The following is a 19040-nucleotide window of genomic DNA, read 5'->3' on the forward strand; positions in this document are numbered from 1 at the left end:
GAGCCATGCCCCAGGTACGTGCCGAACGTGTGATCCGCATCGATCCGGAGACGGCCTTTGCCTTCTCCCAGACCACCGGGGACTTCCGGCTCAAGTGGGACCCCTTCATTTCCGCCCAGGGCTTCCTTGACGGGGCGCAGGCGCCGGGAAAAGGCGTCCGCACCCGCACCAGGTCCCGGCTTGGCCTGGGCATGGTAAGCCAGTACGTCTCCTATGCTCCGCCCCGCAACGTGGGCATGACCATGGTGTCCGGGCCGTGGTTCTTCACCAACTTTGGCGGCGGCTGGCGTTTCAGCGCGGACGACGCCGGCACCCGGGCAGTCTGGAAATACACCTTTTCATGCCGCCCGGCCGTGCTGCGCCCACTCATGGAGCGGATCGGCAGCCGGCTGCTCGGCTACGAGATCGAACGGCGGATCGAGGCCTTCGCCCGCGCCTGTGAGGACGAGGCCCTGGTGGCGGAGTTCAGGGCGCTCAAACCCTAAGGGACGGTAATGACCGCCACGGAGCGCTGGGCGCCATCGCGCAGTTCCACACTCGAGATGCTGCCAAGCTGGAGGGGCGTCGCCCCGGTCACCTTGACCTTCCCGCTGGGTGTGGCTGTCCAGGCACAGGCCCGGTCCTCTCCGCCGGCACGGTCGCGCACCCACAGGGAGAGGGTACCTTCCGCGGGCAGGCTGCTGCCGCTCACCGCGAGCTCGGTTCCCCACGTCTTCCGGGCCATGTCGATGTTGACCTGAAGCCCTCCTCCGGACGCCACCGAGTAGGTGGCGTCCGGCTGCGGCGGCCTGGCGAGCAGGGGGCCGGCCGCCAGTCCCACGGCAAGGCACGCAGCGGCAAGGGCCCCTGCCAGCGCCACCCACCGCCGTCGCAATGTCCTGCGCCGGCGGGCCAGTTCGTCAAAAAGGCGGGCGGGGACGCTGGTGTCCGGGGCGTCGCTGCCGCCGGGAACGGCTGTGAGCGCCACGGCGTCAGGCACTGGAAGTGAGTCCAGGAGCATGGGCACCTTCTCCAGCTCCGCCAGTTCCTTCCGGCAGGCGCCGCAGTCCTGGAGGTGCGCCTCGAAGAGGGTGAGGTCGGCGGGATCAAGGCCCCCCAGCACATATGCCCCCAGCAGGTGGTGCGGATTGCTGTTCACCGTTCCACCCCCATTTCGTCCAGGATGGTGCGCAGTGCCCTCAGCGCGTAGAACGCGCGGGACTTGACCGTTCCGCTGGGGATGTTGAGCTGGACGGCGGCCTCGTTGACCGTGAACCTGCGGTAATGCAGTGCCACCAGAACCTCCCGGTGTTCCTTGCTCAGCCGCAGCAGTGCTTCCTCCATCAGGACGCGGTTGAGCATCCCGTCAACATGGCCCATCATTGCTGCGGGGTCGGTAAGGCTGCTCTCCAGGGCCTCCGGCGGGCGGCGCTGGCTCCGGCGGTAGTTGTCGATCATGATGTTCCTGGCCGTGCGGTACAGATAACTGCGGAAGCTGCCGTTGATGTCCGGGGCGTGCTGCCAGACGCGGAGCACTGTTTCCTGCACCACGTCCTCGGCCAGCTGCGGATCCCGGGTGGCGCTGAGCACGAACCGGCGCAGGGCACTCCCGTGTTCACGGTAGATGGCCTCCACCACGTCGTCGTCGAGCGGCATGCCACTCCTCCCGTCCCTGGCCCTGCACACTGTGTGGAACGCCACGGTATCCTGCGCTCCCGGCTGTTACGACGTCCGGAAGCAGGAAACGGTTCAATCGTGGAGTTCCACAGCGCACCTGTGAACCATTCTTTACCGGGAAGCGTCGTAGGGGTTAGCGTCCGGTGATTCGACGCCGGGTGCCTGCTCAAAGCATCAGCAAATACACCAACCGGGAAAGTTCAGCCAAGGAGCACACCATGAAACACCATGTCGGGCCAGGCCTTGCCATCCTGGCCCTCGCGGCAGCCCTCTCCGCCTGCGGCACCAGCACCGGCACAACCCCGGCGGCCACCAGCCCGGCCCCGGGCGCCACCAGCACTGCCTCCGGCGCGGCTTCTTCGTCCAGCACCGCTTCCGCCTCCGCCTCGTCCACGCAGCCAAGCGCCGCCGTCGACCTCAAAACAGCATCCTCCTCGGCAGGCAACATCGTGGTGGATGCGAAGGGGATGAGCCTCTACTTCTTCACCAAGGACACCAAGGACTCCGGAACCAGCGCCTGCACCGGCTCCTGCCTGGTCCAGTGGCCGCCGCTGACCACCACCTCGGGGTCACCCGTGGCAGAAGGCGTCACAGGGAAGCTGGGGACCATCAACACCCCTGACGGGAAGAAGCAGGTGACACTGAACGGCATGCCCCTCTACTACTACGTGAAGGACACCAAGCCCGGCGACGTCCTGGGCCAGGGCGTGGGCGGCGTCTGGTACCTGTCGGACCCGTCCGGGGCGATGATCAAGCCGGCCGGCCAGGGCTATTAAGCCTGCCGGCCGCCTGCACTAATTCAGGGGAACGTCCGGCACCTTGCCTGGCAGGGGGACTTCCGTGGGGACGGGAACGGGCAGCTTCGAGCCTTGTTCCAGGCCCTTCCTGACGTCCTCCGGAACAGTGGCGGGCAGCGACGGTTCGGCGGGTGCCTCCACCGGTTTCCGGGCGGCAGCGCCATGGCTGGGAGTGCTGCCAGGCCGGGCAGGAGTGCCCGATGGCGCCACTCCGGCGGGTGCGGAAGCCGGCGCGGGTGCCGGGGGGACGGCGTCCGGGCCGCTGGGTGCCGGCGGCTGCGGCGCCGCGGGCCGGGGCGCGGGCAACTGCGGGGCGTCATGACCGGCGTTCGCCGCGCTGGATCCTGTCACGAACGAAGTGACGGCGTGGTTCAGCTGGGTGAAGGATTCGCGGAACCCCTGGTCGGATGCGGCGGCAACAGCGCCGCCGGCTGCGAGCGACGCGGCCACCGACAAGGTGGTCAGCGTGATGCGGCGCCTGGCCTGGCGGCGCGCGGCGAGCTGATCGGCGGGCCGGCCGGCGGGAAGCACGGCGGTGGCAGCGGGTTCTGCAGCGGGAAGCACTGCGGTGGAAGTCCCCGCCATCAACGCCGCGATTTCGGCGGAAGGCTGAGGAGTCTCCGCTGCCAGGGCGCGCAGGGTGACCAGGGCGTGACGGAGCTGGCCGTCGGCGTCCATGCCTGCCTCCAGCAGGAGCTGGTCGATGGCCCCGTCGTTGCGGGATCCTGCGGTGTCACTCATGATTCGCCTGGTTTCTTTTGAGCGTTTGTGCCTTGAGGTTCTGCAGGGCGCGGCGCTGGAGCTGCTTGATGGCTCCGGCGCTCTTGCCCATGATGGCGGCCACCTGGTCGATGGACAGGTCCGCCACGACGCGCAGGGCCAGGACCTCCTGGTGTTCCTCGCTGAGGCCTTCCAGCATCGCCGCGGCGCCGCCGTTCAGTTCCACGGCGTGGTCCTCCGCGGACGGGGAGGTGCGGCCGTCCTGCTGGGGGTCATACGGTGTCAGCTGCGGCCTGCGCTCCAGCCGGCGGTAGTGGTCCACCATCCGGGCATGGGCGATGGAAAAGATCAGGGACTTCGCGCCTGCCAGGCCCCCGGTGAGGGTGCCGATCCTGGGATAGAAGGCCAGGAAGACATCCTGGGTGACGGCTTCGGGATCATCCAGTCCCCGTGCCTTGAGGTAGCCCTGCACCGGGCCCGCGAAGGTTCGATAGGCAGCCGCGAACAACACGGCCGGATCCGTTCCGGCTGCGTTGTCGAATATGTCGATCTCTTCTTGGGCCAAAGTGTCTAGCACCTGCGGCTCCTCCATCCCGGGATCCAGCCTGCGCCTTGTCCCGGTCTCCGGTGCGGACTGTCAGTCCCCGCGGTCTTCCAGCTGCCTCGTTGCATGCCTGGCAGGGGTACACCTCCACTGGTGTGCGCCCCGGCCGGCTGCCTGGACTGCGGACGCAGCCGGAGCGGCGGCCGCAGTCCAGACTAGCCAAGGTGCCTTAGCGGGTGGAAACCGACGGCGCGTGGACGGTGTTGCCGCCCACGGCGGGAACGGCAGGAACGGCAGGAACGGTGGTTTCGCCGTCGACGCCAGGAACGGCAGGAACAGCGGGAACGGACGGAACCTCAGGCTTTTCAACCTCAACGGCAGCCGAACCCTTGGTTTCGGCGCTGCCCTCGGCGGTGGCGTCGGCCTTGGCCAGGACGTCGGTGCAGTAGCTTTCGATGTTCGCGTCGCCCTGGGCTGCGATGGACAGCGAGGAGAACGCCTTGGAGGAAGCGTCGACGCCGCCATGGGTGTAGGCGGTGCAGAGGCCCAGGGCAGCCGGACCGGCGGCGTCAACAGCGGTGTTGACTGCCGCGGAAGCCGTTGCGTCGGCGGTGACCTCTTCATCGGAGGCGTCAGCGGCGGCGGAAGCCTTGGCGGCGGCATCGGCGTCGGCGGTCTCCAGGGCGCCTGTTACAGCGCCGGTGGCCGTGGGAGCGGGGGTGGCCTGGGCGTCAGCGGCTGCTTCGGCTGCAAGCTTGGGGGCGGGAGCGCCGAAGAGCTCGTGGGCGGTCTGCTGGGCCTGGGCGGGAAGGACGCCCGAGACGGCTGCGGCGCCGGTTCCTCCTACGGCCAGGGTTCCGGCGGCCAGGACTCCGGCGGCGACTTTGCTGGTGGCAAGAACGGTGAACACAGACATCTAACTTCTCCAAACCTAGACAACACATCAGAGTGGGTCCGCCGTGCGGACCCATCACGGACTACATCGCCCGGGATTGCGGAAAGGTTACGGCTGGCTGGATTTTTCTTTTTCTGCGCCCAAATCGCTGGAAACGTTCGGGATCGCCGGTCCGTTCCGGCTATTTCGCAGCGCTCCCACGATCCGCGAAGCAGCGGCGCCGGCGCGGGCCACCCGCCTGCCGGCCAAGTCAGGAACCAGCGCCGCCAGCCGCTGAATGTACGGCCCCACTTCCTCATCGTCCAGGACCAGCAGGTCCGGCTGGCCGCACAGCCAGCGGGCATTGAGGGCGGTGATGTTCTCGTGTTCCAGCAGCTCCTCGAACTCGCCGTCGAGCTCATCCATCCGGAAGACGCCGTCGGGAAGGGGCCCCGTGCCGCCGGGCCCTTCCAGGTAGGCGGCGGTCAGTACGTCGTAGGCAGCCACGGCCCGGTTGAACAGGTCGAAGTGTGCCGTGGCGCCCATTCCCGCCATGCCCTCCCGGACCAGCGCGTCCGTGGCGGTCCGGGCGGCCGCCATGACGGCATACTGTGCGAACCCGCCCTCCAGCGCCTGGCAAAGGTAGAAGTCCACGAAGTAGCTGCGGACGGCCACCGGTGACATGAGCTCGGCTCCCAGCAGGGCGTTGTGCATCGCGTCGATGATGGCCACGTTGGCCTCCACCACCTCCTCGTCCCTGCCGTCGATGCTGCTGCTGGTCAGGACAACGGGCTGCTGGCTGGTGGTCATGGCACTCCTTACTGGGGGTGGCGGTACGCCGGACGCCTTCACGCTACGGCGGCCCGGTCACGGCAGCCTGGGGCAGGAAATGAACGTCACGCGAAGTTTTCGGGGCCGGCTGGGAGGGCACCCGGCATGGGCCTGCCGCCGGGCGAACTAAGATGGATCAGATAACCACCCACCGGACCCGGCCCCGCCGTGACCTGCCGAAAGTAGCGCGTACATGCCATCCCAACCGGACGAAAGTGCGGAACTGGCAATACAGACACCCGCCATCAACGACCGCTCGCTGGCGGCGGGGCTGGCGTATGCCATGGCCAGCAGGGTCTCGGGCATATCGTTCGACGGCGGCACGGGGCTCATGCTGGGAAAGGTCCGGGGTGGCGCGGAGGTTCCTTATTCCACCACGGCCAAGCTGGTCCGGAAGGGCGGCGGCTGGAGCTGCACGGTGGGTGTGTGCAGCTGCCCTGTCCGCAAGGACTGCAAGCACGTGGCGGCCCTGCTCTTCGCGGCGGAGGACAACCCGGCCATCCGGGTGCAGCTGCTGTCGCCGTCCTCGTCCACGCAGGTGTCCCGTGCCCCCTCGGCGGCGCTCTCCGACTGGGAGCAGGCCCTCAGCCCGCTGATCTCCCAGCCAGGTTCCGCCCCATCCACCAGCGGGGTTCCCCTGGCCCTGCAGTTCGAGGTGGAGGAACCGCCGCCGCATTTCTCCTACACCGGCCGCCGGGACCCGGTGCGCGGCGTGCGGCAGCTCAAGGTGCGGCCCGTGATCATGGGGGCCAAGGGCAAGTGGATCCGCGGCGACGTTTCCTGGAATACCTTGAGCTACCTGAACTTCCGGCGCGAATCGAACCAGGCGCACGTGGAATGGCTGCAGGAGTTCCTTGCCGGCCACTCCTCCGCCGCCAGCCGGATGCACAACTCCGCGGGCCTGTGGCTGAGCCTGAACTCCTATGCGGGCAAGAACCTGTGGGGCCTGCTGTCCGACGCCACGAAGATCGGGCTCTCCCTGGTCCACTCGCGCGGCACCGAACCGGTCCGGCTCGCCGAAGCCCCTGCCGCCGTCGGGCTTTCCCTGAGCCGGTACGGCACCCCGGTGGCCGACGCTGCGGAGGCCGGCAGCACGGCCAAGGCAGAGGCGTCCGACGGCGGCCTGGAGCTTTCGCCTACCATCACCGTGGAGGGGGCTGAGGTTGATCCGGCGTCCGTGGGCACCATCGGCAGGCCCGCGCACGGCCTGTTCTTTACCTCCGGCGAGGCCGCGCTGCCCGGTGTTCCCGACCCCAACGGAACCATCACGCTGGCACCGCTGGAGAGCGGGCTGAGCGAGGAGTTGCTGGCGTTTGTCACCGCAGCCAGCACCCTGCACATTCCGGCCAGGGACGAGTCCCGGTTCCTCACCGGCTTCTACCCAAAGCTGAAGCAGACGGCCCGGGTCACGGCGCGCGACGAATCCGTGGAACTGCCCGAACTGGCCGCCCCCACCCTGTCTCTGCTGGCCAACTACGGGGCTGACCACCGGGTGCGGCTGCACTGGGAGTGGCACTACAAGACCGGCAAGCTGGTGACCGCGCAGCCGTTGTGGCGGCACCCCGGCGATGCCGGCTACCGCGACGACACCGCGGAATCCCGCATCCTGGAGGGCATCGGCCGGCCGTGGGACGTGGTGCCGGCCCTGGGCGAATCCGCCACCGGCGGCTGGGGCACCCCCCGGCTGGCCGCCTCCGCCGAACTGACGGGGCTGGACACGCTGGCGTTCACGGAGGAAGTACTGCCCCGGCTGCGCGAAGCCCCGGACGTGGACGTGGAGACGGTGGGCGACATTGCCGACTACCGCGAGGCCGAGGAGGCACCGGTGGTCTCCATCTCCACCAAGGCCACCGAACAGCGCGACTGGTTCGACCTGGGCATCCAGATTTCCCTGGAAGGCCAGCCCGTTTCCTTCGCCGCCGTGTTCTCCGCCCTCGCCGCGGGACAGACCAAGATGTTGCTGCCCAGCGGCGCCTACTTCTCCCTGGACCTGCCGGAGCTGCACCAGCTGCGCGCACTGATCGAGGAAGCCAGGTCCCTTCAGGACAACAAGGACGCTCCACTGCAGATCAGCCGGTTCCAGGCCGGGCTGTGGGATGAGCTGGCGCAGCTGGGGATCGTTGACGAACAGGCTGCCGCATGGCGGTCCGCGGTGGGCGGCCTCCTGGAGGGCGGCACGGACGGGCTGCCGCTTCCTGCCTCCCTCAACGCCGAGCTGCGCCCTTACCAGCTGGAGGGCTACAACTGGCTCAGCTTCCTGTACAAGCACGGGCTGGGCGGGATCCTGGCCGACGACATGGGCCTGGGCAAGACCGTGCAGGCACTGGCCCTGATGTGCGCGGCAAAGGAACTGGCTGTTGAAGCCGCGGCGGCACTGGAAAGGTCCGACGACGGTGCTGCCGCCGCCAGTGTTGTGGACGGCGCAAACCAGCCCGCCGCCGTCGCGCCCTTCCTGGTGGTGGCGCCCACCAGCGTGGTGGGCAACTGGGCAGCCGAAGCCGCACGGTTTGCTCCTGGCCTCACTGTGCGCACTGTCGGCGAGACCTTTGCCAAGAGCGGCCAGGAGGTGGCTAAGTCGCTCGGCGGGGCCGACATCGTCATCACCTCCTATGCCTTATTCCGCATCGACTACGAGTCCTACGCCTCCCGCACCTGGTCCGGACTGGTGCTGGACGAGGCGCAGTTCGTGAAGAACCACCAGTCCAAGGCGTACCAGTGCGCCCGCAAACTTCCGGCGGCGTTCAAGCTGGCCATCACGGGCACTCCGCTGGAGAACAACCTCATGGAATTCTGGGCGTTGACGTCCATCGTGGCTCCGGGCCTGTTTTCCAGCCCCAAGCGCTTCGCCGAGTACTACCAGAAGCCGGTGGAGAAGAACGGCGACAAAGGGCAGCTGGAGAAGCTCCGCCGCCGTGTCCGGCCGCTGATGATGCGGCGTACCAAGGACCAGGTGATCAAGGACCTGCCGCCCAAGCAGGAGCAGATCCTTGAGGTGGTGCTGAACCCGCGGCACCAGAAGGTGTACCAGACGCACCTGCAGCGGGAGCGGCAAAAGATCCTGGGGCTGATCGAGGACGTCAACAAGAACAGGTTCACCATTTTCCAGTCGCTGACGCTGCTGCGGCAGCTGAGCCTGGACGTGTCCCTGGTGGACCCGGCACTGTCAGCGGTGCGGTCCAGCAAGCTGGATGTGTTGTTCGAACAGCTCGAGGACCTGGTGGCCGAGGGGCACCGCGCCCTGATCTTCAGCCAGTTCACCGGGTTCCTGGGCAAGGTCCGGGAACGGCTGGACGAGGAGGACATCGAGTACTGCTACCTCGACGGCAGCACGCGCAACCGCGCCGACGTGGTCAGCGAATTCAAGAACGGCAGCGCACCGGTGTTCCTGATCTCGCTGAAGGCCGGAGGGTTCGGGCTCAACCTCACGGAGGCCGACTACGTGTTCCTGCTCGATCCCTGGTGGAACCCCGCCTCCGAGGCGCAGGCCGTGGACCGCACGCACCGGATTGGGCAGGCCCGGAACGTCATGGTGTACCGGCTGGTGGCCAAGGACACCATCGAGGAAAAGGTCATGGCGTTGAAGACCCGGAAGTCCCAGCTGTTCGCGGACGTCATGGAGGGCGATGCCCTGGCCGGCGGCGCCATCACGGCCGAGGACCTGGCAGGGCTGTTCAAGGAGTAGGCTGCATCGGTTTCGACGCGCTTTTGCAGATTCGACGCGCAGATTCCTTTTCGCGACCCGAATATCCGTAGCGCCTGGGAATGTGCGCAGCGCGAATGGATATGCGCCTCGATAATCGCAACCTATGCTGGTTCCAACGGAAAAGTACAACGTTGGAGAAGCGATGTCACAGCAGCAGACGGCACAGCAGAAATCCGCGGAAGCGCCGGCGCCATACCTTCGCGCAGACGCCTTCCCTGTCCCCTACCGGGATCCCGTTTGGGACGGCCCCACCGACCCCGTGCTCGTCGCCGACCACCTCAAGGGCGAGTGGGTCCTGTTCTACACCCAGCGCCGCGCCACCGCACCGGGACTGACGGGGGTCGAATGGGTGCACGGAACCGGCATCGGCATCGCCAGGTCTTCCGACGGCGGCACCACTTGGCGCTACCAAGGCACCGTCGAGGGACTGATCCCGCCGGGAACGGAACTGCCCGCAACCCTCTGGGCGCCCGACGTCGTACGCATTGGAGACCGTTGGATTATGTACCTCACAGTCCTGGGCGGCCGACGGACGGACTGGACCGGCACGGCGGAAATCGTCGAGTTCGCCAGCCATGACCTGGAAACGTGGGATTACCTTGGCCGCATCAACCTGGACTCGCCGCGGGTGATCGACGCCGCCGTGGCCCGCTGCGGGGACGGCCGCTACCGGCTCTGGTACAAGGACGAAACCCGCGGATCGAACACCTGCAGCGCGGTCAGCGACACCCCGGACGATCCCTCGGCGTGGCAACCGGAAGGCATCGCCATCCCCGGCCGGCCGCACGAAGGGCCCAAGGTCTTCCGGCTCGGCGGCTGGTACTGGATGATCGTGGACGAATGGCGCGGCCAGGCCATCTACCGCTCCCCCGATGCAACCGGCAACTGGGTCCGGCAGGAGCACTTTGGCGGGCTGATCCTCACGGCGCCGGAGAGCGTGGACGGAAGGGCCGTCGTCGGACGCCATGCTGACGTGGTGCCCTTTGCAGACGGGACGGCCGGTGAAACGTCCGACGGCGGTACGCAGCGTGCGCTGCTGGTGTACTTCACCCATCCGTACTGGGGCGGCGAGGACATCGACACGATGGCGCCGGACCCGCGCACCCGCCTCAGCCACGTGCGGGCCGCGGTACTGGAAGTGCGCGGTGGAAGCCTGGTCTGCACGGAACATTAGCCGGGCACAACGAAGGGCCAAACCCCGGAACTATAAGCCGGCTGGTGCCGGCACCGGTCCAAGGTTTGGCCCTGATTCGTGCGCTGCAGCTAGACCCGCTGCGGCGAGCCCAGTTCCACCGGGTCCTCGTCCGTCAGGTACGCCAGCTCGGAGTGGGCTGCGAGGTCGATGCCGCGCAGTTCGTCCTCGGGTTTGATGCGCAGGCCGATGGTCTTGTCCAGGATCTTTGCCAGGACCCAGGTTATGCCGAATGAGTAGACCAGCACCGTGATGGTGGCCAGCGCCTGGACGCCCAGCAGTTCGAAACCGCCGCCGTAGAAGAGACCGGTGACGGCGTTGGGTGCTGCGTCCGTGGCGAAGAGGCCGATGAGCAGGGTGCCCAGGATACCGCCCACGAGGTGGACACCGACGACGTCGAGGGAATCGTCGAAGCCGAGCCGGAACTTCAGCTCGATGGCCAGGGAGCAGACAGCCCCGGCGATGGCGCCGATGGCCACAGCACCCAGCGGGCTGACGGCACCACAGGCTGGAGTGATGGCCACGAGCGCGGAGATCAGCCCGGATGCGGCGCCCATGCTGGTGGCTGCGCCGTGGCGGACCCGCTCCACCAGGGCCCAGGCGAGCAGGCCGGCGGACGCGGCTACTGCAGTGTTCAGGAAGACCACCGCCGCCGACTGGCCGGCGGAGAGGGCCGAACCGGCGTTGAAGCCGAACCAGCCGACCCACAGCAGGCCCGCGCCCACCAGGACCAGCGGCCGGCTGTGCGGCTTGGCGTGCTCCACCTTGGGCCAGCCGGAGCTCTTGCCCAGGACCAGGGCCAGGGCAAGAGCGGCCGCGCCGGCATTCATGTGGACCGCGGTGCCGCCGGCGAAGTCGATGGCCTTGATGCCGTTGGCGATCCAGCCGCCCATCGTGCTGCCGTCGGCCGAGTCGAATGCGAACACCCAGTGCGCGATGGGGAAGTAGACAACGGTGGCCCAAATGCCGGCGAACAGCATCCAGGCGCCGAACTTCATCCGCCCCGCCGCTGCACCGGCAACCAGGGCCGTGGTGACGCAGGCGAAGAACAGCTGGAACGCGGCGAACAAGATGACCGGGATGGATGCCGAATCATCCGCGGCCAGCAACTGGCCCATGCCGGGGAACTCGGTGACGTCACCGATCAGCCCCAGCCCCCCAACAGAGTTGCCGAACGCCATCGAGTACCCGAACAGTGCCCACAGGACGGCCACCAGGCTGGCGCCGCCGAAGCACATCATCATCATGTTCAGAATCCGGCGCGACCCCACCATGCCCCCGTAAAACAGGGCCAGGGCGGGGATCATCATGCAAACCAGCGCCGAGCTGGCCAAAATCCAAGCGACATTTCCCGAATCCATGGGAAACCCCTTTCAAGATGCGAAGAGAAGAACGGTAAGTTGCCGTCAGAGCCGCTCCGTGGGAGGGACGTGGACGGAGGGGCCACGTTCAGCGGAGGGGCGGCTGGTGCCGTCTGGTTCCAACTGTATGGCCGCTGTTTTGGGGTGGGTTTCCGGTGTGTTAAATGATCGTTTCGGTCATCCGCCACCGAGTTTCAGGCGTCCCGCCGCTCGCAGGAGTTACTGGCGCGTCACGCCAGGCATGCTTTCAAGGAGCGGACGACGGCGGGAGGCCGGGTTTTCGCGGCACACGCACCAAAGGCGGGTCGAAAGCATGCCCTGCGTGACGCCGTCGGGCGGCTGCTCCATATTGCCGGGCCGAAGCGGCGGCTAGGCTGAAAGCCACGGGGCGGAAGGTTGCTTCGGCCGGTACCCGCCACTGTCCAAACCCCGGACGAAAGGAAGCATCCCTTTGAATAACCAGCAGCCCATAGCCCGGCAGGCACCCACGCCCGGAGACAAGCTCCAGGAACTGCGGGTGGGTGTGGTCGGCATCGGCTGGGCCGGCCAGCAGCACCTGAAAGCCTATTCCGAGCTCGACGGCGTCCGCATCATGTCACTGGCGGGAATGGAACAGGAACTGCGCGACTCCCTGCAGGCCGAGTACGCCATCCCCAACGGCTTTGCCGGCTGGGAAGAGATGCTGGACCACGGCGGCCTGGACGCCATCAGCGTGGCGGTGCCCACCTTCCTCCACGCCCCCATCGCCATCGCCGCCCTGGAACGCGGAATCCATGTGCTGAGCGAAAAGCCCATCGCGCGCAACGCCGTCGAGGGCCAGGCCATGGTGAAGGCAGCGCGGAAGGCCGGACGCGTCCTGGACGTTGCCTTCAACCACCGCCGCCGCGGCGACATCCAGGCGCTCAAGGACGTGATCGATGCCGGCGGACTGGGCAGGCCCTATTACGCCAAGGCGTCCTGGCTGCGCCGCTCCGGCATCCCCACCCTGGGCAGCTGGTTCACGAATCCCGAGCTCGCCGGCGGCGGACCGCTGGCCGACATTGGCGTGCATGCGCTGGATTACGCCCTGCACCTCCTCGGCGAACCGAAGGTGGTGGCGGTCTCTGCCGCGACACACTCGGAGCTGGGCCCGCAGGGCAGGGGCGGCGGAAACCGGTATTCAGCTCAGGCCACCAGCCATGCGTTCGAGGTGGAGGACTTCGCGTCGGCGTTCCTCCGGCTTGAAGGCGGCGGAACACTGCTCCTCGAAGCGGGCTGGGCCACTTACCGGGAGACGGACGACCTGCTCGACTTCACGGTCTACGGCACCGACGGCGGCGCGGAACTAAAGGTGAAGGGCGCGCCGTTCCCGCCGGTAGGCCAGCTCAGGGTCTTCACGGACAAAGAGGGGGAATCCGCCGATTACGTGCCAACCGTGCTGCCGGGCCGCGCCCATGACGCAGTGGTGGAAGACTTCGTAACGGCGGTGCGCGGCGGCGAAACAGCGTGGGCCGGGCATGACGGTTCCCTGGCCCTGTACCGTGCACAGATCATTGACGCGTGCTACCAGTCCGCGCTGCAGCAGAGGGAGGTTCGACTCTAATGAACGGCAAATTTGAGGATCCGGGTGTGGAACGAGGGCGTCCACGAGGCCATCAACGAGCCCTCCCACATCGGGGAGATCTACCCCGACGGCATCCACGGCGCCATCGCCGCGGGCCTTCGTTCCCACTTTCCGGACGCAGACATCACGACGGCGGTCCTGGCCACCGACGACGAACACGGCCTTGACGAGGAGGTGCTTGCGGAGACCGACGTCCTGCTCTGGTGGGGCCATATGGCCCACGCCGAGGTGGGCGACGCCGTCGTCGAACGCGTCCACCGGCACGTGCTCGGCGGAATGGGGCTGATTGTGCTCCATTCGGGACACTTCGCGAAGATCTTCACCAAACTCCTGGGCACCAGCTGCTCGCTGGCCTGGCGCAATGACGGCGAGCGCGAGCTGGTGTGGACCGTCAAGCCAGCGCACCCCATCGCCGAGGGCGTGGACAGCCCCATCGTCATCCCCGAGCAGGAGATGTACGGGGAACTGTTCGACATCCCGGACCCGGACGATCTGATCTTCATCAGCTCGTTCGCGGGCGGCGAAGTGTTCCGTTCGGGTGTCACCTTCACCCGCGGCAAGGGCCGCATTTTCTACTTCAGCCCGGGCGACCAGGAGTACCCGGTGTACCACCACCCGCAGATCCAGCGGGTGCTGGCCAACGGCGTGAAATGGGCCGCGCAACCGGGGCTGCACCGTTCCGCCCCGGAAGTGACCAACCCTGCCCGGGAGTGGTTCCAGGAGGAAATGCGGCATTGACATCGGGTCCGGCCGGGAGCACATTGAGATCGTCGCGCACGCGGTTCGGCAGGTTCTGGACGGGCACACCCTCCCTGGCGGATCACCTCCCGGCGCCGCCCAGCCCGCCGGATGAATTAGCAACCACTCCTTACCGGGAGCCAGAAATGCCTGCAGTAACGGTCACGAACCTCGAATCCAAATCCTTCAACGAACCCGACGAGAAGCGCCGCCCGCCCAAGACCGAGGTGGATGTGGTCAACATTGGCGGCGCAACCCTGGGCCGGTTCACCTTTGAGCCGGGCTGGCGCTGGTCCGAAACCGTCAAGACCGTGGTCAAAACGGACAGCTGCCAGAACAACCACTTGGGCTTCTGCACCGCCGGCACCCTGACGGTGCAGCTCAACGACGGAACGCAGAAGACCATCCATGCCGGCGACGCCTATTCCATCCCGGCCGGGCACGACGCCTGGGTGGAAAACGACGAGACGTTCGTTGGCTATGAAGTCATGAGTGCAGCCGAGTACGCCAAGCCCGCCTGATCACGCAGCAGACCAAGGCGAACCAGCAGGAAAGGGAGGCCCGCCAGGACCTCCCTTTCCTATGCCGCCAGCCCTACGGTTGAGGGAATACAACGATCGGAGAGCAATGAAAGTCACCGTCATCGGCGGCAGCGGCCACATCGGTTCGTTCCTGGTCCCGCGGCTGGTCCGCGCCGGCCACGAGGTCACCACCATCAGCCGCGGCACCAGCAAGCCCTACATCGACTCGCCCGAATGGCAGCAGGTCCACCAAGTCACCGCAGACCGGCAGGCGGAAGACCGGGACGGAACGTTCGGGGACCGGGTGGCCGGGCTGAAGCCGGACGCGGTGGTGGACCTGGTCTGCTTCACCCTCGAATCTGCGGCGTCTCTGGTGCACCGCCTGCGGGGCGAGGTGGGGCACCTGCTGCACTGCGGCTCCATCTGGCGCTACGGGCAAAGCCTGAAGCTGCCCATCCGGGAAGGCTCTGATTCAGCGGCCGAGCCCTTTGGTGACTACGGTGTCCAGAAGAACCGCATCGCGGTGATGCTGCAGGAGGAGACCGCCAGCGGCGGCCTGGCAACCACCTCGCTGCATCCCGGCCACATCGTCGGACCGGGCTGGCACCCCATCGGCCCGCTCGGAAACCTGGACCCCGCCGTCTGGCAGGCACTCTCCGCCGGCCAGCCCCTTCGGATCCCCGGCACCGGCGCGGAACTGATGCACCACGTGCACGCCGACGACGTCGCCCAGGCTTTCGAAAAGGCCCTCGCCCACCCCGAGGCGGCCGCCGGCGAGGACTTCAACATCGTGGCCCCCACGGCGCTCACCGTCCGCGGCTACGCCGACATCGCGGCCGCCTGGTTCGGGCACGCCGCCGTCCTGGAGACGGTCAGCTGGGAGCGGTTCCGCGAAAACACCTCCCGCGAGTACGCCGAATCCAGCTGGGAACACCTCTACCGCAGCCACTGCTTCAGCATCGGGAAGGCTGCGTCCGTGCTGGGCTACGCGCCGCGGTACGAACCGGAGCAGGCCGTCTTCGAATCCATCCAGTGGCTGGTGGAGCAGGGCAAGCTGCACGTCGCGCGCCCGCTGGGCGTCCCGGCGGGGTGAGGCCGCCTAGGCAGGCCGCCGCCGGAGCCGTGACACCAGCGAGGCGGCCAGCAGGGCAGTCATCAGTTCCAGCGCGATGACCAGCAGCAGTTCCGGGGCGCCGTTTGCATGGGCAATGGACGACGGCGGCGCCCCGGCGTGGGCGTGTCCCGCACCGCCGCCGCCAAGCAGCAGGAAGCCGTGGAGGGCTGCCATGGCCACCGCGGCAACGGTGACCTGGTGCAGGGCGCCCATGCGGCTGTGCCGCCAGATGTGCACCGTGCAGGGCAGGCAGACGGCGGCGAGCGCCAGCATGAGCACGCTCAGCCAAATGCCGTGGCGGCCGGCGGCGGCCAGCCACAGGTGCCCAGCGCAGCCTGCGGCGGTGACCACGGCGACCAGCCGGGAATGCAGGACCGGACCCTTGGCACCGGCCCGTCCTGCCGCCGTCGTACTCCCTGCCCTGCCCGGGGCGATGTTAGTGGCAGGAGCCACCGCTGCCGCCCTCGGTGTGGCAGGCTACGGCCTGCTTGTTGGGGTTGGCGGGCACATCCAGGACGGGGCTGCGGTCGAAGAAGCCCTCGGGGCGGAGCTTGAAGCCCACGGTGTCCACCGGCATGATGGGCCAGTCCTCCACCCGCGGGAAGTGGGTCAGGCCAAAGGTGTGCCACACCACGATGTCCTGCCCGTCGATGTCCCGGTCCTGCGCCACGAAGGCCGGCAGGCCCGCTCCCCCGGCATGCTGGTTCACGAAGTCGCCCGTGGGGTAGCGCTCGTCCTCGGCGTGGCGGGTGACCCAGAGGTCCTTGGTGGCGAACGCGGCCCGGCGCGCAATGGACGAGTCCGGGTCCGCCAGCAGCGTGGGCTGGTTGTGGGAATGCAGCTTGTAGCCCACGGGCTCCCCCAGCCGGTTGCGGGATTCGGGGTTTGAGATGATCCAAGTCCGGCCGCTGCGGGCATCAGCCTCGCGGACTGCCTCGGATTCACGGGCCAGGACGGTGCGCTTCCGGGAGAAGGCGTTGCCGCGCTCATTGCCGGGACCCATGGCCTGGCGGACCACGTCCTCTTCCTCCACCCGGTTGGTGAACCCGTCAACGGCCATGTCCAGCCGGGCGCTGAAGAGGTGCTGGTGGAACGGGGCGCCCAGGCCGGGGGCCAGCTGGGAGATGTTGTCCGAGCCGCCCTCGGGGAAGGCTGACGTGAAGACGATGCCGGTGGCCTTGGCTTCGAATTCAATGGTGCCGTCCAGGTACAGGTACCAGTAGAAGCCGTAATCGTAGTTGCCGATGGTGGTGAAGAAGGAGATGACCAGGCGGCGGTTGCGGCGGGTGTAGTTGACGCCGCTCCACAGGTCCGAGTGCTTGGAGAGGATGCTCCAGTCCTCCTCGTGCATGCAGATCCCGTTGCGGATTTCCCGGGGGTTGCCGAACGCGTCGGAAATCACGGGGCTTAGGTACGTGATATCGCCCAGGCAGTCGCAGCCCAATTCCAGGGAGTTGGCGTACTGGCCCACCAGGTATTCGCCGGTGTCGAAGTAGTTCTGCCAGGACCGGATGGGTGACGGGTCGCCGTAGGGGACCACCATCTCGGCGATGGAGCCGCGGTTGATGATCGGCCGCAGCCGGTCGCCGTCCCGGAAGCCGAGGTTGTGCAGGACCACGCCTTCGCGGACATCGAAGCCGACGTCCACGCTCCACTTTTCCCACTCCACATGATTGCCGCCGGTTACGGTGAAGCTTGGCCCTTCCGGCTGGGTGATGCTGATGGGTTTCTGGGTGGTGCGCAGCGGCCCGGTCAGTTCCGGATGGGTGTAGTTGCCGTGTTCGGCAGGGATGGGCATCACGCCCAGGTCGATCACCTGCGTGACCTCTTTGCTGACCACGTCCACGTAGGCCACCAGCCCGTCCACGGGGTGCGCCCACGCGCTGTCCTCCGGGAACTCCTGCACGAACGCCAGCCCACGCAGGATCCGCCGGCCCTTCTCCTCCGCGTATTCGAAGACACCGGCGGAGAGCGGGGCAACCCGGACCTTTTCGACGGCGAGTCCGCGGTCTGCAAGCGCCTTGAGCCAGCGGTCATCGGTGGCCAGGAGGGCTTCCACCACCTCGAATTCCTCCTCCAGCACAGGCAGTTCGCCCGTCACCGCTGTGTCCAGTTCGACGTCGGAGTCCACCCTTTGGTGCGTGACGGAGACAAGGACATCGTGTGGGGCGGCGCCGGAGACGTCGTGGATGAACACCCGGAAACGGCGGTCCACCGCCTCCGGATCCGAGCCGCGGGGCGGATCCTGCAGGCCCAGGTAGGCAATCCGGTGCTGCGGGCCCAGGCGGCCTTCGGCCTGCAGGAGGGACCGTACCTGCAGGATTTCGGCTTCGGTTGCCAGCCCGAAGGCGGAGGCAGTTTCAGTTGGGGCAAGCATCATGGGTGAACCTTTGTCCGGGCCGTTTCCGGCCGCTGGGATTTATTTTCTATAGTTGTAGAGAATAAACCTACGTAACATGGCTCACAAGAGTCGGGACCAAAATATTTTCCGGGGAGTGGCCGCGGTGCCCAAGATTGTTGACCATGACGAGCGGCGCCTGGAACTGGTGGATGCCACCTGGCGGATCATTGCCCGGCAGGGGCTTGAGGGCGCCACCATGCGCGAGATCGCCACGGAGGCAGGCTTTGCCAACGGCGCCCTGAAACCCTACTTCCCCACCAAGGACACGCTCCTGGAGTTCGCCTTCAGCCACGTCTTCAACCGCACCAACCAGCGGATCGCCGAGGTCACCAAAGGCAAGTCCGGCCTGGCTGCCCTGCGGGCCTTTTGCCTTGAAGTACTCCCCCTGGACGAGGAACGCATCAACGAGGCACGGATCGTCATCCCGTTCTGGCAAAGGGCGGTGAATGACGCCCAGAAAGCCGGGATACACCAGCGCTCGATGGACGAATGGCTGGCCGCCATCCGCCGCTACCTGCAGGAGGCGAGGGACAGCGGAGACGTGACCGCCGGCGTCGACAACCACGTTCTGGCCGGCCAACTGTTGAACATGCTGCTGGGCGCGCAGATTGAAGCGGCACTTGGGCAGGAAGGCCGGACGGACTTCGGACATGCCGCGCAGCTGGACGGGTACCTGGCACTGCTGGGCAAAAATCCTGCCCGGAAATGAGCACCAAACTCGAAAGTATGCTTACTATTGAGGGGTCAGGTTCTGGTTCACGCCGGAGCGAGCACGAACTGTTAGGAGCATCTCCATGGGTTTGGATGACAAGATCGGCAACGCAGCAGAGAAGCTCGGCGGCAAGGGCAAGGAAGCTGCCGGAAACGCCACGGGCGATGAGAGCCTGAAGGCCGAAGGCCAGACGGACCAGTCGAAGTCGGACCTCAAGCAGGCCGGCGAGCACGTCAAGGACGCCTTCAAGAAGGACTAGTCGACGCTCGCATA

At 67.2% G+C, this 19040-nt stretch carries 19 protein-coding genes; 10 read left to right on the forward strand and 9 right to left on the reverse strand.

Annotation, left to right across the window (positions count from 1 at the left end; all coding sequences use genetic code 11):
* Positions 1-5 precede the first annotated feature (5 nt).
* Complete coding sequence (locus FBY33_RS03200) at positions 6-485, forward strand: SRPBCC family protein (protein ID WP_142029271.1); 480 nt, start codon at positions 6-8, stop codon at positions 483-485.
* Here FBY33_RS03200 and FBY33_RS03205 read toward each other — a convergent pair.
* On the reverse strand, positions 482-1138 hold the full coding sequence (locus FBY33_RS03205) for an anti-sigma factor family protein (protein ID WP_142029272.1): 657 nt from the start codon (positions 1136-1138) through the stop codon (positions 482-484). The genes FBY33_RS03200 and FBY33_RS03205 overlap by 4 nt on opposite strands.
* Complete coding sequence (locus tag FBY33_RS03210; RefSeq protein ID WP_142029273.1) at positions 1135-1635, reverse strand: sigma-70 family RNA polymerase sigma factor; 501 nt, start codon at positions 1633-1635, stop codon at positions 1135-1137. Before FBY33_RS03210 ends, FBY33_RS03205 begins: the two co-directional genes overlap by 4 nt.
* Before the next feature lie 239 nt (positions 1636-1874).
* Here FBY33_RS03210 and FBY33_RS03215 point away from each other — a divergent pair, with 239 nt between their 5' ends.
* Complete coding sequence (locus tag FBY33_RS03215) at positions 1875-2432, forward strand: COG4315 family predicted lipoprotein (protein WP_142029274.1); 558 nt, start codon at positions 1875-1877, stop codon at positions 2430-2432.
* 18 nt (positions 2433-2450) lie between these two features.
* On the opposite strand, the gene FBY33_RS03220 is transcribed toward FBY33_RS03215, so the two are convergent.
* The 4 genes from FBY33_RS03220 to FBY33_RS03235 all read right to left on the reverse strand — a co-directional run bounded on the left by FBY33_RS03220 (position 2451) and on the right by FBY33_RS03235 (position 5401).
* Positions 2451-3194 (reverse strand): hypothetical protein, encoded by a 744-nt coding sequence (locus tag FBY33_RS03220; protein WP_142029275.1) that lies wholly within the window; start codon positions 3192-3194, stop codon positions 2451-2453.
* Positions 3187-3765 carry an RNA polymerase sigma factor gene (locus tag FBY33_RS03225; RefSeq protein ID WP_142029276.1) on the reverse strand — a complete coding sequence of 193 codons (579 nt, stop codon included), beginning with the start codon at positions 3763-3765 and terminating at the stop codon, positions 3187-3189. Before FBY33_RS03225 ends, FBY33_RS03220 begins: the two co-directional genes overlap by 8 nt.
* Positions 3766-3946: 181 nt before the next feature.
* Positions 3947-4633 carry a protein tyrosine phosphatase gene (locus FBY33_RS03230; RefSeq protein WP_142029277.1) on the reverse strand — a complete coding sequence of 229 codons (687 nt, stop codon included), beginning with the start codon at positions 4631-4633 and terminating at the stop codon, positions 3947-3949.
* Positions 4634-4720: 87 nt separating this feature from the next.
* Entirely contained in the window at positions 4721-5401 is a 681-nt protein-coding gene (locus tag FBY33_RS03235) for a DMP19 family protein (protein ID WP_235010434.1), read from the reverse strand.
* Positions 5402-5615: 214 nt separating this feature from the next.
* Between FBY33_RS03235 and FBY33_RS03240 the strand changes: the two genes are divergently transcribed.
* Together FBY33_RS03240 and FBY33_RS03245 are read left to right on the forward strand one after the other, a co-directional pair.
* On the forward strand, positions 5616-9104 hold the full coding sequence (locus FBY33_RS03240; RefSeq protein ID WP_142029278.1) for a DEAD/DEAH box helicase: 3489 nt from the start codon (positions 5616-5618) through the stop codon (positions 9102-9104).
* A gap of 163 nt (positions 9105-9267) precedes the next feature.
* The gene (locus FBY33_RS03245; RefSeq protein ID WP_142029279.1) at positions 9268-10299 is read left to right on the forward strand and encodes a family 43 glycosylhydrolase; all 1032 of its coding nucleotides are present in this window, start codon (positions 9268-9270) and stop codon (positions 10297-10299) included.
* Positions 10300-10388: 89 nt separating this feature from the next.
* On the opposite strand, the gene FBY33_RS03250 is transcribed toward FBY33_RS03245, so the two are convergent.
* Positions 10389-11678 carry an ammonium transporter gene (locus tag FBY33_RS03250; protein WP_142029280.1) on the reverse strand — a complete coding sequence of 430 codons (1290 nt, stop codon included), beginning with the start codon at positions 11676-11678 and terminating at the stop codon, positions 10389-10391.
* Positions 11679-12129: 451 nt separating this feature from the next.
* Here FBY33_RS03250 and FBY33_RS03255 point away from each other — a divergent pair, with 451 nt between their 5' ends.
* The 4 genes from FBY33_RS03255 to FBY33_RS03270 all read left to right on the forward strand — a co-directional run bounded on the left by FBY33_RS03255 (position 12130) and on the right by FBY33_RS03270 (position 15633).
* A complete protein-coding gene (locus tag FBY33_RS03255) occupies positions 12130-13260 on the forward strand; it encodes a Gfo/Idh/MocA family protein (RefSeq protein ID WP_200831306.1) in 1131 nt (376 codons plus the stop codon).
* A 24-nt stretch (positions 13261-13284) separates the two neighbouring features.
* Positions 13285-14019: a ThuA domain-containing protein gene (locus FBY33_RS03260; RefSeq protein WP_235010435.1), complete on the forward strand. Its 735-nt coding sequence runs from the start codon at positions 13285-13287 to the stop codon at positions 14017-14019.
* Between the two features lie 146 nt (positions 14020-14165).
* Positions 14166-14540: a cupin domain-containing protein gene (locus tag FBY33_RS03265; RefSeq protein WP_142029282.1), complete on the forward strand. Its 375-nt coding sequence runs from the start codon at positions 14166-14168 to the stop codon at positions 14538-14540.
* 106 nt (positions 14541-14646) lie between these two features.
* Positions 14647-15633 (forward strand): NAD-dependent epimerase/dehydratase family protein, encoded by a 987-nt coding sequence (locus FBY33_RS03270; protein WP_142029283.1) that lies wholly within the window; start codon positions 14647-14649, stop codon positions 15631-15633.
* 6 nt (positions 15634-15639) lie between these two features.
* On the opposite strand, the gene FBY33_RS03275 is transcribed toward FBY33_RS03270, so the two are convergent.
* Positions 15640-16107: a hypothetical protein gene (locus FBY33_RS03275; RefSeq protein WP_235010436.1), complete on the reverse strand. Its 468-nt coding sequence runs from the start codon at positions 16105-16107 to the stop codon at positions 15640-15642.
* Positions 16091-18034 (reverse strand): primary-amine oxidase, encoded by a 1944-nt coding sequence (locus FBY33_RS03280; protein WP_142029284.1) that lies wholly within the window; start codon positions 18032-18034, stop codon positions 16091-16093. The genes FBY33_RS03275 and FBY33_RS03280 overlap by 17 nt, the downstream gene beginning before the upstream one ends.
* A 76-nt stretch (positions 18035-18110) precedes the next feature.
* On the opposite strand from FBY33_RS03280, the gene FBY33_RS03285 reads away from it, so the two are divergent.
* Together FBY33_RS03285 and FBY33_RS03290 are read left to right on the forward strand one after the other, a co-directional pair.
* The gene (locus FBY33_RS03285; protein WP_442858312.1) at positions 18111-18764 is read left to right on the forward strand and encodes a TetR/AcrR family transcriptional regulator; all 654 of its coding nucleotides are present in this window, start codon (positions 18111-18113) and stop codon (positions 18762-18764) included.
* Between the two features lie 85 nt (positions 18765-18849).
* Positions 18850-19026 carry a CsbD family protein gene (locus FBY33_RS03290; RefSeq protein WP_056330981.1) on the forward strand — a complete coding sequence of 59 codons (177 nt, stop codon included), beginning with the start codon at positions 18850-18852 and terminating at the stop codon, positions 19024-19026.
* Positions 19027-19040: the final 14 nt, after the last annotated feature.

Source organism: Arthrobacter sp. SLBN-112 (assembly GCF_006715225.1).
Taxonomy (GTDB): domain Bacteria; phylum Actinomycetota; class Actinomycetes; order Actinomycetales; family Micrococcaceae; genus Arthrobacter.